Annotated in this window: 21 protein-coding genes; 11 read left to right on the top strand and 10 right to left on the bottom strand. The window is 67.5% G+C overall.

What is annotated here, in order from left to right; genetic code table 11:
• Positions 1 to 51 precede the first annotated feature (51 nt).
• A complete protein-coding gene (locus tag ACWGRX_RS17780; protein ID WP_452118618.1) occupies positions 52 to 318 on the top strand; it encodes a DUF6111 family protein in 267 nt (88 codons plus the stop codon).
• Entirely contained in the window at positions 305 to 1,534 is a 1,230-nt protein-coding gene (locus ACWGRX_RS17775) for a CCA tRNA nucleotidyltransferase (RefSeq protein ID WP_452118617.1), read from the top strand. Before ACWGRX_RS17780 ends, ACWGRX_RS17775 begins: the two co-directional genes overlap by 14 nt.
• 27 nt (positions 1,535 to 1,561) lie before the next feature.
• On the opposite strand, the gene ACWGRX_RS17770 is transcribed toward ACWGRX_RS17775, so the two are convergent.
• Genes ACWGRX_RS17770 through ACWGRX_RS17760 form a run of 3 tightly spaced genes read right to left on the bottom strand, consistent with a single transcriptional unit; the run spans position 1,562 to position 3,438 of the window.
• Positions 1,562 to 2,008: a GNAT family N-acetyltransferase gene (locus ACWGRX_RS17770; protein WP_452118616.1), complete on the bottom strand. Its 447-nt coding sequence runs from the start codon at positions 2,006 to 2,008 to the stop codon at positions 1,562 to 1,564.
• A 14-nt stretch (positions 2,009 to 2,022) separates the two neighbouring features.
• Positions 2,023 to 2,946 carry an oxygen-dependent coproporphyrinogen oxidase gene (hemF, locus tag ACWGRX_RS17765; RefSeq protein WP_452118615.1) on the bottom strand — a complete coding sequence of 308 codons (924 nt, stop codon included), beginning with the start codon at positions 2,944 to 2,946 and terminating at the stop codon, positions 2,023 to 2,025.
• Between the two features lie 21 nt (positions 2,947 to 2,967).
• A complete protein-coding gene (locus ACWGRX_RS17760) occupies positions 2,968 to 3,438 on the bottom strand; it encodes a tRNA (cytidine(34)-2'-O)-methyltransferase (RefSeq protein WP_452118614.1) in 471 nt (156 codons plus the stop codon).
• 133 nt (positions 3,439 to 3,571) lie between these two features.
• On the opposite strand from ACWGRX_RS17760, the gene ACWGRX_RS17755 reads away from it, so the two are divergent.
• The 9 genes from ACWGRX_RS17755 (at position 3,572) to ACWGRX_RS17715 (ending at position 13,290) form a co-directional block, all read left to right on the top strand.
• A complete protein-coding gene (locus ACWGRX_RS17755; RefSeq protein WP_452118613.1) occupies positions 3,572 to 5,437 on the top strand; it encodes an ABC transporter ATP-binding protein in 1,866 nt (621 codons plus the stop codon).
• Positions 5,438 to 5,630: 193 nt separating this feature from the next.
• Positions 5,631 to 6,182 carry a ubiquinol-cytochrome c reductase iron-sulfur subunit gene (gene petA / locus ACWGRX_RS17750; RefSeq protein ID WP_291633305.1) on the top strand — a complete coding sequence of 184 codons (552 nt, stop codon included), beginning with the start codon at positions 5,631 to 5,633 and terminating at the stop codon, positions 6,180 to 6,182.
• A gap of 60 nt (positions 6,183 to 6,242) precedes the next feature.
• Positions 6,243 to 7,526 carry a cytochrome b gene (locus ACWGRX_RS17745; RefSeq protein WP_291633307.1) on the top strand — a complete coding sequence of 428 codons (1,284 nt, stop codon included), beginning with the start codon at positions 6,243 to 6,245 and terminating at the stop codon, positions 7,524 to 7,526.
• 13 nt (positions 7,527 to 7,539) lie between these two features.
• Positions 7,540 to 8,406 carry a cytochrome c1 gene (locus tag ACWGRX_RS17740; protein ID WP_452118612.1) on the top strand — a complete coding sequence of 289 codons (867 nt, stop codon included), beginning with the start codon at positions 7,540 to 7,542 and terminating at the stop codon, positions 8,404 to 8,406.
• A gap of 203 nt (positions 8,407 to 8,609) precedes the next feature.
• Positions 8,610 to 9,491: an S-methyl-5'-thioadenosine phosphorylase gene (locus ACWGRX_RS17735; RefSeq protein WP_291633311.1), complete on the top strand. Its 882-nt coding sequence runs from the start codon at positions 8,610 to 8,612 to the stop codon at positions 9,489 to 9,491.
• Positions 9,492 to 9,626: 135 nt separating this feature from the next.
• The gene (locus tag ACWGRX_RS17730; protein ID WP_291633313.1) at positions 9,627 to 10,172 is read left to right on the top strand and encodes an adenine phosphoribosyltransferase; all 546 of its coding nucleotides are present in this window, start codon (positions 9,627 to 9,629) and stop codon (positions 10,170 to 10,172) included.
• A gap of 7 nt (positions 10,173 to 10,179) precedes the next feature.
• Positions 10,180 to 11,289, top strand: coding sequence for an S-methyl-5-thioribose-1-phosphate isomerase (gene mtnA, locus ACWGRX_RS17725; protein WP_452118611.1), 1,110 nt, complete (start codon positions 10,180 to 10,182; stop codon positions 11,287 to 11,289).
• Entirely contained in the window at positions 11,286 to 11,930 is a 645-nt protein-coding gene (locus tag ACWGRX_RS17720; RefSeq protein ID WP_291633317.1) for a class II aldolase/adducin family protein, read from the top strand. The genes mtnA and ACWGRX_RS17720 overlap by 4 nt, the downstream gene beginning before the upstream one ends.
• Positions 11,931 to 11,982: 52 nt before the next feature.
• Positions 11,983 to 13,290, top strand: coding sequence for a GGDEF domain-containing protein (locus tag ACWGRX_RS17715; RefSeq protein ID WP_291647256.1), 1,308 nt, complete (start codon positions 11,983 to 11,985; stop codon positions 13,288 to 13,290).
• On the opposite strand, the gene ACWGRX_RS17710 is transcribed toward ACWGRX_RS17715, so the two are convergent.
• From ACWGRX_RS17710 to queC, 7 genes are all read right to left on the bottom strand, one after another.
• On the bottom strand, positions 13,291 to 14,313 hold the full coding sequence (locus tag ACWGRX_RS17710; RefSeq protein WP_452118610.1) for a MaoC family dehydratase: 1,023 nt from the start codon (positions 14,311 to 14,313) through the stop codon (positions 13,291 to 13,293).
• A 10-nt stretch (positions 14,314 to 14,323) separates the two neighbouring features.
• Complete coding sequence (ychF, locus tag ACWGRX_RS17705; protein ID WP_452118609.1) at positions 14,324 to 15,421, bottom strand: redox-regulated ATPase YchF; 1,098 nt, start codon at positions 15,419 to 15,421, stop codon at positions 14,324 to 14,326.
• 182 nt (positions 15,422 to 15,603) lie between these two features.
• Positions 15,604 to 16,215 (bottom strand): aminoacyl-tRNA hydrolase, encoded by a 612-nt coding sequence (gene pth / locus ACWGRX_RS17700; protein ID WP_291647258.1) that lies wholly within the window; start codon positions 16,213 to 16,215, stop codon positions 15,604 to 15,606.
• Positions 16,216 to 16,303: 88 nt separating this feature from the next.
• A complete protein-coding gene (locus ACWGRX_RS17695; protein ID WP_291633328.1) occupies positions 16,304 to 16,915 on the bottom strand; it encodes a 50S ribosomal protein L25/general stress protein Ctc in 612 nt (203 codons plus the stop codon).
• Between the two features lie 133 nt (positions 16,916 to 17,048).
• Positions 17,049 to 18,893 carry a putative bifunctional diguanylate cyclase/phosphodiesterase gene (locus ACWGRX_RS17690; protein WP_452118608.1) on the bottom strand — a complete coding sequence of 615 codons (1,845 nt, stop codon included), beginning with the start codon at positions 18,891 to 18,893 and terminating at the stop codon, positions 17,049 to 17,051.
• Between the two features lie 98 nt (positions 18,894 to 18,991).
• Complete coding sequence (locus ACWGRX_RS17685; RefSeq protein WP_452118607.1) at positions 18,992 to 19,555, bottom strand: VUT family protein; 564 nt, start codon at positions 19,553 to 19,555, stop codon at positions 18,992 to 18,994.
• Positions 19,545 to 20,273 (bottom strand): 7-cyano-7-deazaguanine synthase QueC, encoded by a 729-nt coding sequence (gene queC / locus ACWGRX_RS17680; protein WP_452118606.1) that lies wholly within the window; start codon positions 20,271 to 20,273, stop codon positions 19,545 to 19,547. The genes ACWGRX_RS17685 and queC overlap by 11 nt, the downstream gene beginning before the upstream one ends.
• Positions 20,274 to 20,338: the final 65 nt, after the last annotated feature.

Here is a 20,338-nt window from a genome sequence, read left to right as displayed (position 1 = left end):
GTATCGCAACCCCGCCTTCGGCATGGTGTTCTTGGGGATAGGTCACGCCTGATGCTGCGCACGCTGATCGAGGAGTTCCTGCTCTTCGTCCTGCCTTTCTGCCTGTTCGCGGGCTATCTCGTGATCCGGCGGCGTAATCCGTTCGATGTCGAGCATTGGAGCGGCCATCTGTTCTGGCTCTCGGTGGTCGGGCTCGTCTTCGGCATCGGCTCCTTCATCTATGCCGGTATCGTCGCGCCGCGGCATACCGGTGCCTTCGTGCCGCCGCATGTCGAGGACGGCCGATTGGTGCCGGGCCAGTTCAATGACAAGCTCTGAGCGCGGCCGCCTCGCGCCGCTGCTGGCGCAGGAGGAGGTCGCGGCGCTGATGGCGACGCTGAACCGGGACGGCGAGGAGGCGCGCATCGTCGGCGGCGCGGTGCGCAATGCGCTGATCGGCGAAGAGGTGGCCGATATCGACGTCGCGACAACGGCGCTGCCGGAGGAAACCGTGCGCCGCGCCAAGGCGGCCGGCTTCAAGCCGGTGCCGACCGGGATCGAGCACGGCACGATCACCGTCGTCGTCGCCGGCATGCCTTTCGAGGTCACGACGCTGCGCCGCGATGTCGAGACCGATGGGCGCCGTGCCGTCGTCGCCTTCGGCCGCGATTTCCGGCAGGACGCGCTCAGGCGCGATTTCACCATCAACGCGCTCGGCCTCGATGCGGGGGGCGGGCTGCACGACTATGCCGACGGGCTCGCCGATCTTTCGCTGCGAAAGGTGCGTTTCATCGGCGCGGCGGGGCAACGCATCGCGGAGGATTACCTGCGCATCCTGCGCTTCTTCCGTTTCCATGCCCGCTACGGTGTCGGCGAGCCGGATCGCGTGGCGCTCGATGCCTGCATCGCCGGGCGCGCGGGACTGGAGGGGCTGTCGCGCGAGCGGGTCTGGGCGGAGCTGCGCAAGCTGCTGGCCGCGCCGCGTGCTGCAGAAACCCTGCAGGCGATGGCAGGCGCCGGGCTGCTGATGCCGGTGATCGGCGGCGTGCCCCGCCTCTCGCGCTTCGCAGCGATCGCCGGGGAGGCGGGGGAGGGCGTCTACCCGGCCTTCCGGCTGGCGGCGCTGGCGGTCTCGATTACCGAGGATACGCTCCGGCTGCGCGAGCGGCTGCGGCTGTCGAATGCCGAGTTCGAGCGGATTTCAAGCATCGCCGCGGTGCTGGAGGCGCTGTCCGGCAAGGGCGCGCTGCCGGAGATCGCGAGCCTACGCCGCCTGGCTCACCGCATCGGAGCCGATGCCGTCGCGGGCGGGCTGGTGCTGCTGGGCCCCGACGGCGCATCGACTGAAATTCAAGCGCGGATCGCCGAACTGGCTCGGACGCCGCCTTTCCTGCCGACCGGCAAGGAGGTGCTGGCGCTCGGTGTCGCAGCCGGCCCGAAGGTCGGACAGGTGCTCGAGGCGGCGCGCGAGGCCTGGATCGAGGCGGGCTGTCCGGCGGGGCGGGAGGCGCAATCGCGGATGCTGGGCGAGGCCGCCGCTGGGGCGAATGGCTGACCGGCAGGTCTTGGAACGGCCCGGTGCTCAGGCGACCTCCTTCATCCCCGCGCGTTCGTAAAGCCGCCTCGCACCGGTCGGATTGTCGAGCTCGACCTTGAGATTGACGGCATCGGCGCCGCGGGCGGCGAAGGTGGTGAAGACCAGTCGGAGGAGGGCCTCCCCGAGACCCTGCCGTCGCGCCGAGGGATGGACCACGAGGTCCTTGATGAAGGCCGAGCTCCAGCACAGGCAGATCGCGGCGACGGCATCGCCGGTGCCGCGGACGACGAAGACCAGGGCCGGATCGAAATCGCTATCGGCCAGGAGGGCGGCCCGCCAATCCTCGAATGGAGGGACATGGCTGCCACCGAGGCCGTAGCCAAGCGTCAGCAGTTCATGAAGCGCCGGCAGGTCGGCGATCGCGAACGGCGCGAGGCGATATCCCGCAGGCCAGGTCGGAGCCGGTACAGGTATCGCCAGATCGCGCCGCATGCGGACCCATGGCTTCACGGCCAGCGCACCGTAGGCGGCAGCGAGGATAGGATCGAATCGACATTGCCGCCGGTCTTCAGGCCGAAGATCGTGCCGCGGTCGTGGAGCAGGTTGAACTCGACATAGCGGCCGCGGCGGACCTGCTGCTCATGCCGGTCGGCCTCGGTCCAGGGCGTGCCGAGATTGGCGCGCATGATCTTCGGGTAGATGTCGAGGAAGGCCTCGCCGACGGCGCGGGTGAAGGCGAGGTCGGCCTCCGGCTCGCCGCTCCAGACATAATCGTAGAAGATGCCGCCGATGCCGCGCGGCTCGTTGCGATGCTTCAGGAAGAAGTATTCGTCGCACCAGGCCTTGAAGCGGGCATAGTCGGCGACGCCGGCATGGGCCTCGCAAGGCGCCCGCATCGCGGCGTGGAAGGCCTGCGCGTCCGGGTCGTCCTGCTCGCGGCGGCGCACCAGCACCGGCGTCAGGTCGGCGCCGCCGCCGAACCAGGGCTTGGTCGTCACGACGAAGCGGGTGTTCATGTGCACGGTCGGCGCGTGCGGATTCCAGGGATGGGCGATCAGCGAGATGCCGGTCGCATGAAAGCGCGGATCCTCGGCCGACCCCGGGATCTGGCCGGCGAATTCCGGCGCGAAGGTGCCATGCACGGTCGAGACGTGGACGCCGACCTTCTCGAAGACGCGGCCGCTCATCAATGACATCACGCCACCACCGCCGGGCGCGCCGTCATGGTTGCGACGCTGCCAGGGGGTGCGGACGAAGCGGCCGGGCGTCGCGGTCTCCGGCGGATAGGGGCCGACGGCCTCGTCCTCAAGCGCCTCGAAGGCGGCGCAGATGCGGTCGCGCAGGCTCTCGAACCAGGCGGCGGCACGCGGCTTCAGCGCCTCCACGGTCGCAGGGTCGAAGCTTTGGCTCGCGATCTCTTGCTTGTGCATGTCTCTACTCGTTTGAACGCGTCAGGCCGCCGGGCCGGAATAGCCGCCAAGCTGCCGCAAGGCCTCGCCAACTACCAGTGCGGCAGCGATCGCGACATTGAGCGAACGCAAGCCCGGGCGCATCGGCACATGCACGCTGGCCTCGGCCGCCGCCGCGACCTCGGGCAGGACACCGGCCGATTCGCGCCCGACCAGGACGATATCGCCCGGCTGGAAGGCGAATTCGGTATGGGCGGTCGCGCCGTCTGTCTCGGCCAGCACGAGGCGGTGGCCGGCCTGGCGGCGCCAATTCTCGAAGGCGCCGAAGGAAATATGCCGCGTGATCGCGGCGCGCTCGAGATAGTCCATGCCCGAGCGGCGGAAATTGCGGTCCGAGACGTCGAAGGAGGCCGGCTCGACGATGTCGACGGCGATGCCGAGGCAGGCCGCCATGCGGATCATCGTGCCGGCGTTCTGCGGGATGTCGGGCTGGTAGAGGGCAAGGCGCAACATGGCCTGCGTCATGCGGCCGGCGCGCGGCGGGCGTCAAGTTGCGGTGTGGCCATGCTCTGGCCCTCGGCTGTCATGCGGCCCATATAGCAGGGCGTCATCATCACCAGCATGCCGGTCCGAGGAGGGCGGTTCCATGTTCGCCCCGCTGTTCCGGTTCCTCGAAAGCCGCGTCGACGTCTTCGAGCCCTTCGACGAGACCCGTACGCCGCCGCGCGGCGTCTTCCCCTTCATGTGGCACCACATCAAGGGCGTGAAGGGCTGGATGGCGCTGATCATGCTGACCGGCCTCGGCTTTTCCGGCATCGAGGCGGCGATGTATCTGATGGTCGGCTGGTTCGTCGACCTGCTGACGACGCAGTCGCCGCAGACGGTGTTCCGCGAGCATGGCTGGCTGCTCGCCGGCGCGGCCTTCCTCGTCGTCGTGGTGCGGCCGCTGATCTATTTCGCCAACCACGCCATCGTCGACCAGGTCGTGGTGCCGCAGATCACCAACCAGATCCGCTGGCGCAACCATGTCTACACGCTCGGCCACGCGCTCTCCTATTTCCAGAACGATTTCGCGGGCCGGCTCTCCGCGCGGGTGATCCAGGCCGGCCAGGCCATTCGCGGCGCCACCATCGAGGTGATCGACGATCTCTGGTACGCGCTGATCTTCGCCTCGGTCGCGATCGGCTTCTTCGGCTCGACCAGCCTCTGGCTCGCTTTGCCGGTGATCGTCTGGCTCGCGGCCTATGTCGCGCTGCTGGTCTATTTCGTGCCGCGCGCCAAGAAGCGCTCGGAGGCGAACTCGCTCGGCCGCTCGACCACGACCGGGCGCATCGTCGATGCCTACTCGAATATCCTCACGGTCAAGCTCTTCGCCCGCGCCGATGCCGAGCGCTCGGCGGTGCGCGATTCGCTGACGCGCTGGAACGATTCCTTCCTCAACCTGTCGCGGCTGATCACCGGGGTCAGCGTCATCCTGCAGACCATGAACAGCCTGCTCGTCGTGGTGACGGCCTGGCTGTGCCTGATGCTGTGGAGCCAGGGCGAAATGACCCCCGGCGCGGTGGCTGCGTCAATCGGTCTCGTCCTGCGCCTCGTCCAGATGTCGACCTGGCTGATCCACCTCGTGCGCGGCATCTTCGAGAACATCGGCTCGGTGCAGGAGAGCATGGAGACGATCGCCAAGCCGCACGATCTCAGCGACGCGCCGGACGCAAAGCCGCTGGCTGTTACTCAAGGCGCCGTGCACTTCGAGCACGTCCGCTTCAACTATGGCCGCAAGACGGGGCTGTTCGAGGATCTCGACCTCGCGATCGGCCCAGGCGAGAAGGTCGGTCTGGTCGGGCCGTCGGGTGCCGGCAAGTCGACCCTGGTCAACCTCCTGCTGCGACTCTACCCGCTGGAAAGCGGCCGCATCCTAATCGACGGGCAGGACATCGCCGGGGTCACGCAGGAATCGCTGCGGGCCCAGATCGGCATGGTGACGCAGGATAATTCGCTGCTGCACCGCTCGATCGGCGACAACATCGCCTATGGCAAGATCGGCGCGACGCAGGCCGAGATCGCCGAGGCCGCCCGGCGCGCCGCCGCCCATGACTTCGTGCTCGGCCTGACTGATCAGGACGGGCGCAAAGGCTTCGAATCGCGGGTCGGAGAGCGCGGCGTCAAGCTGTCCGGCGGTCAGCGCCAGCGCATCGCGATCGCCCGCGTGCTGCTCAAGGATGCACCGATCCTGATCCTTGACGAGGCGACTTCGGCCCTCGATTCGGAGGTCGAGGCCGAGATCCAGGCCCAGCTCGCCACGTTGATGGAAGGCAAGACGGTGATCGCGATCGCCCACCGGCTTTCGACGATCGCGGCGCTCGACCGGCTGATCGTGCTCGACAAGGGCAGAATCGTCGACAGCGGCAGCCATGCCGAGCTCGTCGCGCGCGGCGGCCTCTATGCCCGGCTCTGGGCGCGCCAGTCGGGCGGCTTCCTGGCGCTGGCGGACAGCGACGAAATTCCGGCCTGACCCAGCCGCACAGCAGAGATGCTGCAATGCGACGGGCTGCGGCGAGCGCGACAGTAGACTTCATCAAAACTGCATGCCAAAGAGCCCCGAGCCGACAAGCTGCCTCACGGCGGCCGAGGCTGGCGTTCGCATTGCGGGCGCCTGACATTTTGTTTGAGCCGGCAGGGCCGGCGGCCGAGTAGGGAACTGGATCGTGGCGCACGCGACCGAGACGACAGGCACCGAGACCACCCGCCGCGACTTCCTGATGCTGGCGACCGGGGCTGCAGGCATTGTTGGAGCCGGCGCCGTGCTGGTGCCGCTGATCAGCCAGCTCGCCCCCGACGCGCAGACTGTCGCCGCCGGCGCACCGATCGACCTCGACCTTTCGCCGATCGCGGAAGGCCAGGCGATCAAGCTGTTCTGGCGCGGCAAGCTGATCTTCGTGCGTCACCGCACCAAGAAGGAGATCGACGAGGCGCGCGCGGTCAACGTCGCGACCCTGCCCGATCCGCAGACCGACCAGGCCCGGGTCAAGGAAGGCCATGAGCAGTTCCTCGTGGTCTACGGCAACTGCACCCATCTCGGCTGCGTGCCGCTCGGCAATGCGCCCGGCGACAACAAGGGCGATTACGATGGCTGGTTCTGCCCCTGCCACGGCTCGCATTACGATTCGTCGGGCCGCATCCGGAAGGGGCCTGCGCCGCTCAATCTTCCGGTCCCGCCCTACGCATTCACGGCGGACGCCAAGATCAGGATCGGCTGAGCCTGCGTAATCGGGCGAGGACGGCATTCAGCGGATTTGAGAGAGCTTGAGGCAAGCAGCATGAGCGGTCACAGCACCTATCAACCGAAGACGGGTATCGAGCGTTGGCTCGACGCGCGCCTGCCGATCGTGCGGCTGATGCACGATTCGGCGGTGTCCTATCCGGTGCCGCGCAACCTCAACTATCTCTGGACCTTCGGCGGCATCCTGATGTTCATGCTGGTGGCGCAGATCGTCACCGGCATCATCCTGGTGATGCACTACACCCCGCATGCCAGCATGGCCTTCAACTCCGTCGAGCACATCATGCGCGACGTGAACTATGGCTGGCTGCTGCGCTACCTGCACTCCAACGGCGCCTCGATGTTCTTCGTCGCCGTCTACATCCACATCTTCCGTGGCCTCTATTACGGCTCGTACAAGGCGCCGCGCGAGGTCCTCTGGATCCTCGGCGTCGTGATCTTCCTGCTGATGATGGCCACCGCCTTCATGGGCTACGTCCTGCCCTGGGGCCAGATGTCCTTCTGGGGCGCGACCGTCATCACCAACCTGTTCTCGGCCCTGCCGGTGATCGGCGAGACGATCGTAACCTTCCTGTGGGGCGGCTACTCGGTCGACAACCCGACGCTGAACCGCTTCTTCTCGCTGCACTATCTCCTGCCGTTCATGATCTTCGGCGTGGTGATCCTGCACGTCTGGGCGCTCCACCATGTCGGCCAGAACAACCCGACCGGTGTCGAGGTGAAGAACGTCGCCAAGGACACGGTGCCGTTCACGCCCTACGCGACGATCAAGGACCTGTTCGGCATGGTCTGCTTCATCTTCGTGTTCGCCTATTTCGTGTTCTACCAGCCGAACTTCATGGGTCACGCCGACAACTACATCCCGGCGAACCCGGCGGCGACGCCTGCCCACATCGTGCCGGAATGGTATTTCCTGCCCTTCTACGCGATCCTGCGCGCCATCCCGGACAAGCTCGGCGGCGTTCTCGCCATGGGTGCGGCCATCGTCGTCCTCGCCTTCCTGCCCTGGATCGACACCTCGAAGATCAAGTCGATGACCTATCGTCCGATCGCCCGTCAGTTCTTCTGGGCGTTCCTCGTGGTCTGCATCGCGCTCGGCTATCTCGGCGCCATGCCGGCGGAAGGCGGCTACGTCATCGCCTCGCAGATCTTCACCGTTCTCTATTTCGGCTACTTCGTCGCGCTGGCTCTGATCGGCATCTTCGAGCGGCCGCGGCCCCTGCCGGCTTCCATCGCGGACTCGGTGCTGGAAAACATCAAGAGTGGCTCCGGCGCGCGCCTCGGTGCAGCCACCGCCTCCGAACCGAACGCCAAGGGTTGATGAGACCATGCGCATGATCCCTTTCCGTCTCACGATCGCAGCTGGCCTCGCCGTCATGGCGCTGGCCGGCCCGGCCTTCGGCGCCGGCGACCGCATCAAGCCGCCGGCCGAGACCTGGTCCTTCTCCGGTCCCTTCGGCAGGTTCGATCAGGCCCAGCTCCAGCGCGGCTTCAAGGTCGTCAAGGAAGTCTGCGCCAGCTGCCACTCGATGAACCTGATCCGGTTCCGCAACCTGTCGCAGCCGGGCGGCCCGGGCTTCACCGCCTCGCAGGTCGCGGCGCTGGCCCAGACCTACCAGATCAAGGACGGCCCGAACGATGCGGGCGAGATGTTCGAGCGGCCCGGCCGGGCGGCGGACGCCTTCCCGGCGCCCTTCCCGAACGAGCAGGCGGCCCGCGCCGCGAGCGGCGGCGCCTTTCCGCCGGACCTCTCGGTCCTGGCCAAGGCGCGTACCTATGAGCGCGGCTTCCCCTGGTTCATCTTCGACATCTTCACGCAGTACCAGGAGCAGGGACCGGACTACATCACGGCGCTGCTGCGGGGCTATACCGAGCCGCCGGCCGGCCACGCGCCGCTGCTGCCGGGCCAGTACTTCAACACCTATATGCCCGGCCATCTGATCGCGATGCCGCAGCCGCTCAATGACGGCCAGGTAGAGTATCCGAAGGGTCCGGACGGCAAGCCGCAGGTGCCGGAGACGGTGGCGCAATACGCCAAGGACGTCTCGGCCTTCCTGGTCTGGACTGCCGAGCCGCATCTCGAGGCGCGCAAGCGCATCGGCATGCAGGTCATGCTGTTCCTGATCATCTTCGCGGGCCTGCTCTACTACACCAAGAAGAAGGTCTGGTCGCGCCTGCCCGAGCACGCCTCGTCGCACTGAGCGAGACCTGAGTTGAAAAGGGCCCCGGCGACGGGGCCCTTTTTGTTATTGGGGGCTTCGGTCATTCCTGGGCGCCGCGAAGCGGCCAGCCCGGAATGACGGCGCGGCTCCACCGCCCGGGACGACGCGTTTGCTCGAACGCGCCGCCGTGTTGCGGCTGTCACGAATCTCGATCCTTATCCGGCAAGCATCGGAGAGCGGACATGGCTGAAGCGGTTCTGGGAATCATCGGTGGGTCGGGCATTTACGACCTGCCGGGGCTGACCGATCTGCGCGAGGAGCGCATCGACAGCCCCTGGGGCGAGCCTTCCGATGTGCTCCGCATCGGGCGGATGGGACAGACGAAGATCGTCTTCCTGCCGCGCCATGGCCGCGGCCATGCGATCCCGCCCTCCGAGATCAACTATCGCGCCAATATCGACGTGCTGAAGCGCGCCGGAGTCACCGATCTGGTCTCGCTCTCGGCCTGCGGCTCCTACAAGGCCGAGCTCTATCCCGGCCTGTTCGTGCTGGTCGACCAGTTCGTCGACCGCACGGCCGGACGTCAGAACTCGTTCTTCGGCCGGGGCTGCGTCGCCCATGTCTCGCTGGCGCATCCCGTCGGCCCGGCGCTGCGCCAGCGGATAGCCGATGCGGCGCGAGCCGAGGCGCTGCCTTTCGTCGATGGCGGCACGCTCGTCACCATGGAAGGCCCGCAATTCTCGACCTATGCGGAATCGCTGACCTATAAAGGCCTCGGCTACGATCTGATCGGCATGACGGCGATGCCCGAGGCCAAGCTCGCCCGCGAGGCCGAGATCACCTATGCGACCGTCGCGATGGTGACCGATTACGATTGCTGGCACGAGGAGCACGGCGCGGTCGACGTCGCCTCGGTGATCGCGGTGCTGCACGAGAACGCCGACAAGGCGCGCCGGCTGGTGGCGCGGCTCGCCGCGGATTTTCCGGCCGAACGTCAGCCCTGTCCCGTCGGCTCGGACAAGGCGCTCGACTTCGCTCTGATCACGGCGCCGGCGTTCCGCGACCCCGCTTTGCTCGCCAAGCTCGATGCCGTGGCGGGGCGGGTGCTGCGGCCGCTCGGCTGAGTTCCGCCTGCCTCAGGTGCACGCGCGGCCGGATTCGTCTCACACGGACGAGCAGGGCGGGGCTCATGCGGAAACAGGTTCCCACCGCTTCGCCTCCTGCTCTAAGAGGAGGCAGCGCAGCCGATGGAAGACCCGATGGACCGGACCCTTTTTGCCGATCTCAAGAACGCGATCCGGACCATACCCGACTATCCCAGGCCGGGAATCCTGTTCCGAGACATTACAACGCTGCTCGGTGATGCGCGCGCCTTCCGGCGGGCGGTCGACGAGTTGGTGCAGCCCTTCGCCGGGCTGAAGATCGCCAAGATCGCCGGCATCGAGGCGCGCGGCTTCATTCTCGGCGGAGCGGTGGCGCACCAGCTCTCGGCCGGCTTCGTGCCGGTGCGCAAGAAGGGCAAGCTGCCGCACCAGACCGTGAGCATGCCCTATTCGCTGGAGTATGGCAGCGACGAGATCGAGGTCCACAAGGACGCGGTCCGGCCGGGCGAGCGCGTGCTGCTCGTCGACGATCTCGTCGCGACCGGCGGCACGGCGGAGGGCGCGGTCAAGCTGCTCTCCTCGCTGGGAGCGGAGGTCGTGGCCGCCTGCTTCATTGTCGACCTGCCGGATCTCGGCGGTGCCGACAAGGTCCGCCGTCTCGGCGTGCCGGTGCGCACACTGGTCTCCTTCGAAGGGCATTGAGGCGGGCATGAAGATCGCTGGAAAAGCCTATCGCACGATCTGGCTGGGCGAGGATGGCTGGAGCGTCGTGGTCATCGACCAGACCAGGCTGCCTTTCAGCTTCGAGACGGTCCGGCTGACGCAGGTCGGGGAGGCGGCTGCAGCGATCCGCGACATGATCGTGCGGGGCGCCCCGCTGATCGGTGCGACCGCCGCCTATGGTGTGGCGCTCGCCCTGCGGGGCGATAGCTCGGATGCCGCGCTGGAACAGGCGCTCGCTTTGCTGGGGGCGACGCGTCCGACCGCGGTCAACCTGCACTGGGCGCTGGCGCGGATGCGGACGCGGCTGATCGACATGCCGGAGACGGAGCGCGTCGCGGCCGCCTATGCCGAGGCCGCAGCGATCTGCGACGAGGATGTCGCGCTCTGCCGTGCCATCGGCGAGCATGGCCTCGGGCTGATCCGCGCCATCGCGGCGGGCAAGCCGGCCGGCGAGCGGATCAATATCCTGACGCATTGCAATGCCGGCTGGCTCGCCACCGTCGACTGGGGCACGGCGCTGGCGCCGATCTATCTCGCGCATGATGCGGGCATCCCGGTGCATGTCTGGGTCGACGAGACACGGCCGCGCAATCAGGGCGCGGCGCTGAGCGCCTATGAGCTTGGAGCGCATGGCGTGCCGCATACGGTGATCTCCGATAATGCCGGCGGCCATCTGATGCAGCATGGCGAGGTCGATATGGTGATCGTCGGCACCGACCGGACGACGGCGACCGGCGATGTCGCCAACAAGATCGGCACCTATCTCAAGGCGCTGGCCGCGCATGACAACGGCGTGCCGTTCTATGTCGCGCTGCCCTCGCCGACGATCGACTGGTCGCTCAGCGACGGGCTCGCCGAGATCCCGATCGAGGAACGCGCGGCCGGCGAGGTCACGCATCTGCGCGGACTGGGCGCCGATGGCCGTCCGGGGCTCTTCCAGGTCACGGCGCCGGGTAGCCCGGCGGCCAACCCGGCCTTCGACGTTACGCCGGCCCGGCTCGTCACCGGCCTCGTCACCGAGCGCGGCGTCGCGCCGGCGAGCTTCGAGGGGCTGAGCCGGCTTTTCCCCGAATTGGCGCAGGAGCGCGTGAAATGACCGAGACTGAACTTCGCCAAGGGATCGTCGAGGTGGCGCAGGCGATCGACCGTGCCGGATTCTGCCCGTCGAAATCGGGCAATGTCTCGGCCCGCTTCGAAGGCGGGCTGCTGATCACGCCGTCTGGTCTGCCCTATGCGAAGACCAAGCCGCAGGATCTGCTCCATTTGACGCTGGACGGTACCGTGCTCTCCGGAGCGGGCAAGCCCTCCTCGGAATGGCCGTTCCATACCGAGATCTACAAGGCGCGCCCGGATGCGCAGGCGATCGTTCATACGCATTCGCCGCGCGCGACCGCGCTCGCCAGCGCTCGTCGCGGCATTCCGGCCTTCCATTACATGATCGCGCTCTGCGGCGGGGCCGATGTGCGCTGTGCCGAATACGCCACCTTCGGCACGCCTGAACTGGCGGCGAATGCGGTGAAGGGGCTGGAGGGCCGCAAGGCGGTGCTGCTCGCCAATCACGGGGTGATCGCGCTCGGTGGCAGCCTTGCTGGCGCCCACACCATCGTCGCCGAGGTCGAGAACCTCGCGGGGCAATATCTCGACCTGCTCGCGTCCGGGCTCGAACCGGTGATTCTCGATGCGGCCGAGATGGAGCGGGTCTCGGCGAAGTTCGCGGGTTACGGAAAGGTCGGATGATCTTAAGGGCGCATCTTACTGCTTGTTAAGGCCTCTTCTCTAATCAAGGGGCATGAAGCTCTCGCGCTATCTGCTCGATTCGCTCGACGCCCTCGGTATCGGGGCCTGCGAATACGATGCCGATATGCGGGCTCTAGGCTGGAACGGCACCTTCCTGCAGTTCTTCCCAGAGGATGAGGGCGAGATCTATGTCGGCGAGCCCTATGCCGACAATCTGCTGCGCTTCTACCGGCGCCGTCTGCCGCCCGAGGAGCTGCCGGATATCGACCGGCATGTGGCGGAAGGGGTCGCGCGCCACGAGAATCAGACGCAACCTTTCGAGTTCATCCATAACGGGCGGCGCCTGCGCGCCGCCTCGCTGCAGGCGCCGGATGGCGGGCGTGTGCGCCTGTGGCAGCGACTCGATGTCGACAGCCAGGCCGAGACGGCGCCCGAGATGACGCTGCCGCTGATCGACGCGCTGCCCTTCATTCCCGATGGCGCGACGATCCTCGATGCGAATGAGCGGATCATCGCGGCCAACAATGCCTTCCGCCGCCTCTACGGCCTGCCGCGCGGCGCGGCGGTGGTGGGGCGCAAGCTCGACGAGATCATTGTCCGCTGCTGGTCGGGCTTCCCGCCGGTCGGTGCCTGGCGCGCTGCCATCAGCAACGGGCTGCGTTATGACGGGGTGCCCTTCGAGATCGAGCTGCCGGGCCAGCGCTGGCTCAGGCTGATCGCACGGCACAGCGCCGGCGGCCTCAGTTTCTTCACCCATGCCGACATCACCGTCGCCAAGCGCCAGCAGATGGAACTGCTGGAGGCCCAGGAGGCACTGCGCCGGGCCAATGCCGCGCTGGCGGAGCTGGCCGAGACGGATGGGTTGACGGGGCTTGCCAACCGGCGCCGCTTCGTCGCGCGCTTGGCGGAGGCGGTCGCGCTGGCGCAGCCGGTCTCGCTGATGATGATCGATGCCGACCACTTCAAGTCGATCAATGACCGTTTCGGCCATCTGGTCGGAGATGCCTGCCTGCGGATGATCGCGAAGGTCGTCGCCGACCAGGTCGCCCCGGTCTCGGCGCTGGTGGCGCGGATCGGCGGTGAGGAATTCGGTGTTCTGCTCGCCGGACAGCGCCTGGAGGCCGCGCATGACATCGCCGGAGCCATTCGCCGCGCGCTCGACCAGGTGTGCTGGCAGAAGCTGCATCCCGAGCTGACGGCGGTGACGGTCTCGATCGGGCTCGGAGCCGGGCAGGGGCCGCTCGACGGTACCGGCCTGCACGCCCAGGCGGACGAGGCGCTCTATGCGGCCAAGCGCAATGGCCGTGACCGGATCGAGACGGCGGGCGGGCCGCTCGGCCCGAGGCGCGCCGCCAGCTGATCAGCTGCGGCGCTCGACGAAGGCGCAGCCTTCGAAGCTGAATACGGTCTCGCCGTTCTGGTTGACGCCGGTATTGTGGTGGAAGAACAGCCCCCATTGCGGCCGCGAAGCGCTGGCGCGCTTGTCGACGATCCTGGAGTGATAGGTGATGCGGTCGCCGGCATAGACCGGCTTCAGCCAGCGCAGATTCTTGAAGCCGGGGGAGGGGCCGAGGCGCGGCGGGCTTCCGGCTCCTAAGGCGGCCCTGAACGCGGCCTCCTGGCGGCGGCGGTGGACGACCATCGCGGCCATCCAGCCTGCGGCCGTGTGCCAGCCGGAGGCGCAAAGTGCGCCGAAGGAGCTGTTGCGGGCCGCCGCCTCGTCCATATGGAAGGGCTGCGGGTCGAAGGAACGGGCGAAGGCGACGATCTCGTCCGGCGTGAAGACAAGGCTGCCGAGCTCGTGGCTCTCGTCGAGGACGAGGTCGTCGAAGAAACGGGCGGGGATCGCCGGGCCGGCAGCCGGCTCGACCTCGCTGGTCCGGCCGGGGGCGAGATAGCTGCGCGAATGCGCCAACCAGTCGCCTGCCGGCGTCTCGAAGCCGGAGCCGCGGCGGCCGAACATGATCCAGTAGGTCTGCTCCAGGGCGGGCTTGTCGTCCTGGTTCAGCAGCTCGCAGCGGAAGCGGACGAGGCCCATCTCCGGCCGGGAGCGGGATTCGCGCGTCTCCAGGATGGTGTGCCGGGCCGAGAGCCGGTCCTGAGGCCGGATCGGGCGCAGCCACTTCACCTCCTCGATGCCGGGCGAGCCCATCGAGGTCGATTCGAGAATGAAGCTTTCGGTGATCAGACGCATCAGCAGGGCACAGCTGTGCCAGCCCGACGCGATCAGGCCGCCGACGAAGCTGCCTTTCGCCGCTTCCGGATCGGTATGGAAGTCCTGGGCGTCGAAGCGCGAGGCGAAGGCGACGAGGTCGGCCTGCGTGATTTCGAGCTTCTCCGTCTCGATGACCTGACCGGCGGCGAAATCCTCGAAATACCGCATCGCGCCGGGCTCAGTTGGCGAAGCGGAAATGCAGCACGTCGCCGTCGGCGACGACATATTCCTTGCCTTCGAGCCGGAACTTGCCGGCCTCGCGCGCGCCTGCCTCGCCCTTGTGGGCGATGTAGTCGTCAAAGGCGATGGTCTCGGCCCGGATATAGCCCTTCTCGAAATCGGTATGGATGACGCCGGCTGCGGCCGGGCCCTTGGTGCCGTCCTCGATCGTCCAGGCGCGTGCCTCCTTGGGGCCGACGGTGAAATAGGTGACGAGGTTGAGCAGGGCGTAGCCGGCCCGGATCACCCGGTTGAGGCCGGGCTCCTCGAGGCCGACCGCGTCGAGATAGTCCTTCTGGTCGGCCTGCGGCAGCACCGCGATCTCGCTCTCGATCTTGGCGGAGACGACGACGGCGACCGCGCCTTCCTCGGCGGCGCGCGCCTTGACCAGCTCGGAGAAGGCATTGCCCTTGTCGGCGCTCGCCTCCTCGACATTGCAGACATAGAGCACGGGCTTGGAGGAGAGCAGGCCGAGCATGGCGAAGGCCTTGCGCTCCTCGGCGGCGACCTGAACCAGGCGGGCCGGCTTGCCGTCACGCAGCAAAGTGAGGCAGCGGTTCATCAGCTCGGCCGCTTCCTTGGCCTCCTTGTCGCCGGACTTGGCCTTCTTCTCCAGCGGCTGCACGCGCTTCTCGAGGCTTTCGAGGTCGGCCAGCATCAGCTCGGTCTCGATGGTCTCGATATCGTCGATCGGCGAGATCTTGCCTTCGACATGGGTGATGTCGCCATCCTCGAAACAGCGCACGACATGGGCGATGGCGTCGCATTCGCGGATATTGGCGAGGAACTGGTTGCCGAGGCCTTCGCCACGCGAGGCACCGCGGACCAGCCCGGCGATGTCGACGAAGGTCAGCCGGGTCGGGATGATCTCCTTCGAGCCGGCGATGGCGGCGAGCTTCTCCAGCCGGTCATCGGGAACCGCGACATCGCCGACATTCGGCTCGATCGTGCAGAAGGGATAGTTTGCCGCCTGGGCCGCCGCGGTCTGCGTCAGCGCGTTGAACAGGGTCGACTTGCCGACATTCGGCAGGCCGACGATACCGCATTTGAAGCCCATTTTCGCTCGCTCGTCAGTGGCGGCCGCGCTTCGGCGGCTGCTGTCGAATTATTGGTTTCTCAGGGGCGTTATTGGTGCCCGGCCGCAAAAATACAAGATGGCAGGCCGGAAAGGTGGCCGGTGTGAAACTGCATGGCGTGGCGCTCTGGGTGTCGAAAGCTCCCGGCAGCGCCCGCCCCCGCTCAGTCGGCCTTCTCGCCGAGGCGCTTTACCGCGCCATGGCCGCGTGCCTCCATGAAGAGATGGACCTTGTTCTGGAAGCCGGTATCGTCATGGGCGGCGAGCAGGGCGGCATTATCGGCGCAGGCTGAGCAGAGATCCTCGACCCAGGGCTCCTCCGCCTTGCCGAAATCGTTCAGCACATAGGCGTGGACGAGGGCCTTGTCGCCGGGATGGCCGATGCCCATGCGCACGCGGCGATACTCGTTTCCAATCGCGGCCGTGGTCGAGCGCAGCCCGTTATGCCCGGCATTGCCGCCGCCGAGCTTGATCCGCAGCTTGGCCGGCGCAAGGTCGAGCTCGTCATGGAAGACGATTACGTCGGCCGGCGCGACCTTGTAGAAGCGCGCCGCCTCGCCGATGGCCCGGCCGGACTCGTTCATATAGGTCTGCGGCTTGAGCAGCAGGACCTTTTCGTTGCCGATCGTGGCTTCGCTGGCCTGGCCCTGGAAGCGCACGCGCCAGGGCGCGGCGCGGCAGGCACGGGCGATCTCGTCGACCGCCATGAAGCCGATATTGTGGCGGTTGCGCGCATAGCGCGTGCCCGGATTGCCGAGGCCGGCGAAGATCAGCATTCCTGCTCTCCAGCATCTGCCAAAAGAAAACGGCCGGGCGAGCCCGGCCGTCTGACGGTAGTCGCCCCGTATGGCGAAACGGCCCTGATCAGGCCTTGGCGGCTTCCGTCTCGGCAGCCGCTTCGGCCTCGGCATCGACCGTCGGCGGCACGATCGTGACCAGCGTGAGGTTGTCACGCGAGGTCAGCGAGACGCCGGCCGGCAGCTTGATGTCGTTGCTGTGGAGGGTGTCGCCGACCTCGAGGCCAGCGACCGAGACTTCGAGGAAGTCCGGGATGCTCTCGGGAGCGACGTCGATCTCGACGGTGTGCTCGACGATCTGCATGGTCCCGCCGTTCTTCAGGCCAGGGCTGTCCTCCTGGCCGACGACGTGCACGGGGACCTGGACCTTGATGGTCTGGCCGGCGGCGACGCGCAGGAAGTCGACATGCAGCGGGGTGTCGCGGACCGGGTCGAGCTGGTAGTCACGCGGGATGACGCGGGTCTTCTTGCCGTCGACGTCGATCTCGAGCAGCGTGGTCAGGAAGTGGCCCGCATAGATCATCAGGCGGGTCTGGTTGGCATTGAGCGCGATGGCCTGAGGGGCTTCGCCGGCGCCGTAGATGACGGCGGGGGTGAGGCCCTGACGACGAACTGCCCGGGCGGCCCCCTTGCCGACCTGAGCGCGCGCCGAAGCCTGAATCTGCTTCACAGCGGTCATGGATCTAGTCCTTTGCAAATGACAAGGCCGCCTGATGGCGGCCGTCTCGATTCGCGCTCCTGCCTCCAAGGGTGTCAGTGGAGCGCAGGCAGGCTCATAGGCGAAATACCGGATGATCTCAACCCCTTCCGGCTCAGGCAGCCGTCGCGGCGTGCGTCGGACTCCGCGGCGCCGGCTTGCGCGGGCACAGCTCGCGGATGAGGTCGGGCACATCCTCGGCGGCAACGGCCCGGGAGAAGAGGTAGCCCTGGCCGAGGTCACAGCCCATGGCGCGCAGGCGTGCGAACTGCTCGGACGTCTCGATGCCTTCCGCGACGATCTTGACGCGGAGCCGGTTGGCGATGCCGACCAGTGCTTCGACGATGACGCTGCTGCGCGCGCCCGCCTCGATGCCGCCGATGAAGGAGCGGTCGATCTTGATGATGTCGACCGGAAAGTCGAGCAGATGCGTCAGCGAGGCGAAGCCGGTACCGAAATCGTCGAGCGCGACCTGGATGCCGCGCTCGCGCAGCGCTTCCATGGTGCGGGCCACGCCGTCGCGCCGGCCTCCCATGATGACCTGTTCGGTGATCTCGACGACGAGGTTGTCGAGTGGCAGCTGGGCGCGCTCGCAGGCGCGGGTGATGCGCTGGACGAGGTCGCCCTTCTGGAAGTCCGCCGTCGTGAAATTGATGCCGACATGGCGCAGATCGAGCCCGGCGCGCCGCCAGTTGGCCATGTCGGCCGTGACCGCCGCAAGCATCTGGCCCGAGATCCGGTAGGCGATCTTGGGATCGAGCATCGCCTCATGGAACTCGCCGGCGGCGACGATGCGGCCATCGTCGAGCCGCATCCGGGCCAGCGCCTCGACGCCTGAGACCTCTCCGGTGTCGAGGCGGACGACCGGCTGGTAGTGCGGCAGGACGCGTCCGCCTGCAAGGGCGTCGCCGACCGCCTGAACGATCTGCACGCGCCGCATCATCGTCGTGCGCAGGCCGTATTTGAACCTGACATAGCGGCCGCGGCGGGTCTCCTTGGCGTGATAGAGCGCGAAATCGGCGTTCTGGCGCAGGGTGACGCTGTCAGAGCCGTCGGCTCCCGCCAGGGCGGCGCCGATGGTGACGCTCGGGATGATGGTGTTGCCGGCGTAGTCGAAAGGCGCCGGCATGGCGGCGAGAATGCCGTTGGCGGCCGAGCGGAGCTGCGCAGTCTGGCCGCAATCCGGCAGCAGCACGGCGAATTCGTCGCCGCCGATGCGGAAGGCGGTGCCGGCGATCTGCGCCAGCCTGGCTGCGACCGTCTCGATCAGCCGGTCGCCGGTGGCGTGCCCCATCGTGTCGTTGACCGCCTTGAGATGGTCGATGTCGATCAGCAGCAGGGCAAAGCGTGGTTCGGCGCTGGCGGTCATGCGGGCGATGGCGTCGTTGAACTGCGCCCGGTTCGGCAGGCCGGTCAGGCTGTCGAAATAGGCGAGCTGATGATTGCGCGCCCTGACCTCGTCATGCTCGATCGCGATGGCGCAGAGATGGACGCAGGTCGCGACGATCCTGCGCTCCAGCGCGTCCGGGCCGCGCCTGCTGCGGTAGTAGAAGGCGAAGCTGCCGACCACGCGGCCGTCGCGGGCCTTGATCGGGCTCGACCAGCAGGCTCGCAGGCCAAGCGGCAGCACGAGATGCTCATAGCCCTGCCAGAGCGGATCGGTCGCGATGTCCGTGACCTCGACGGCGCAGCCGCGATGGATCGCGGTTCCGCAGGAGCCGGCCCGTGGTCCGGACGGAGCACCCCGAAGCGCGTCGGAGTAGCTCGCAGGCAGGCTCGGTGCGGCCAGCGGCTGCAGCCTCCGCTCGGCATCGGCGGCGACGACTGAGCAGACGATGTCGGGGGCGATGGCTTCGACCCGTAGGCACAGCGACAGCATGATAGCCGCCAGCTGCTCGCCGCGCGCGATCGCCTCCAGGGTTGCATTCTGCAGGGACTGGAGACGTTCGACGGAGTCCAAACAAGCCTCGGGGCAGCGACGAGCACGATCTGGCGATCATGCCGCAAGGGCATGAACCTCTGGTTGCGTCGTTGCCTCGAATTGTCGGGAAAATGCGCTCAGGCCGGTGCCAGGCCAAGCCGCTCGTCGCGCCGGCGCAACCAGTGCATCAGCGGCAGAGCCAGCAGCACCATCCAGGCCTTGCCGATGATCTGACCGCCGATGAAATCGAGGCTGCCGAACGCCAGCTGCAGGAAGACGATGCTGTCGACGACCAGGCCGATGAGGCCGGATGCGGCTACCGCCGCCACGAAGTTGCGGCGCTGAAGCGGGGTGTACACGGCGAAGTCGGTCAGCTCCGACAGCAGGAAGGCCGCCATCGAGGCGATGACGATGGCCGGCGGCGCGAGCAGCCCGGAGAGCAGGGCGCCCACGGCGATCGCGATCAGCGCCGCCTTCGCGCCCAGCCGACGCTGGACGATGTCGCGCAGCACGAGCGCGAGCCCGACCATCAGGACGCCGCTCGGCGCCATGACGCCCGGGGCGACCGGCACCAGGCAGGGCCCGTTCGGCACGCAGGCGGTACCGACATTGCCGATCAGCCAATTCGCTGCCGGAATGCTCAGCCCGAAGAGAACGAGGGCGATCAGCCCTTCGATGCGTCGTTGCCGGTCAGTCGTCATAACTCGGTCCGCTGTCGTCTGGAGCCGTCTGATAAGCCGCGAACCCCCTGGAGCGCAAATCGCAGGCGGGGCAGTGGCCGCAGCCATAGCCCCAGGCGTGCCGCCTGCTCCGGTCGCCGAGATAGCAGCTATGGCTGTCCTCGACCACCAGATCGAGCAGGGCCTGGCCGCCGAGCCGGCGCGCGAGCGCGAAGGTCTGGGCCTTGTCGCGCCACATCAGGGGCGTATGCAGCACCAGCCTGCGGTCGAGCCCGAGGCCGAGCGCGACCTGCATCGCCTTGATGGTGTCGTCGCGGCAGTCGGGATAGCCGGAATAATCGGTTTCGCAGACGCCGAGCACGATGTGCCGGCAATCGCGGCGATAGGCGAGGGCGGCGGCGAAGGAGAGGAAGATCAGGTTGCGGCCGGGCACGAAGGTCGTCGGCAAGCCGCTCTCGGCGAAGGCGATCTCGCTCTCGCTGGTCAGGGCGGTGTCCGAGATCTTGCCCAGCGTCGTCAGGTCGAGCAGATGATCGGGGCCGAGGCGCTCGGCATAGGTTTCGTCGAGCGCGGGCAGCTTGTCTCTGATCGTCAGCCGGGCTTCCAGCTCGATGCGATGGCGCTGGCCGTAGTCGAAGCCGACCGTCTCGACGGCGGCGAAGCGCTCCAGCGCCCAGGCGAGGGCGACGGTCGAATCCTGGCCGCCCGAGAAGAGGACGAGGGCGCGGGAATTGCTCATGGCATTCCAGTCGTCACGGCCGCAGCGTTGTCCCGGGTCGACCTTCGGTCGCCTGGGATGACGCT

This window comes from Allobosea sp. NPDC055594, from assembly GCF_053618995.1.
Note: the sequence above shows the minus strand (reverse complement) of the source record. Positions and strands in the feature narration are given on the sequence as shown.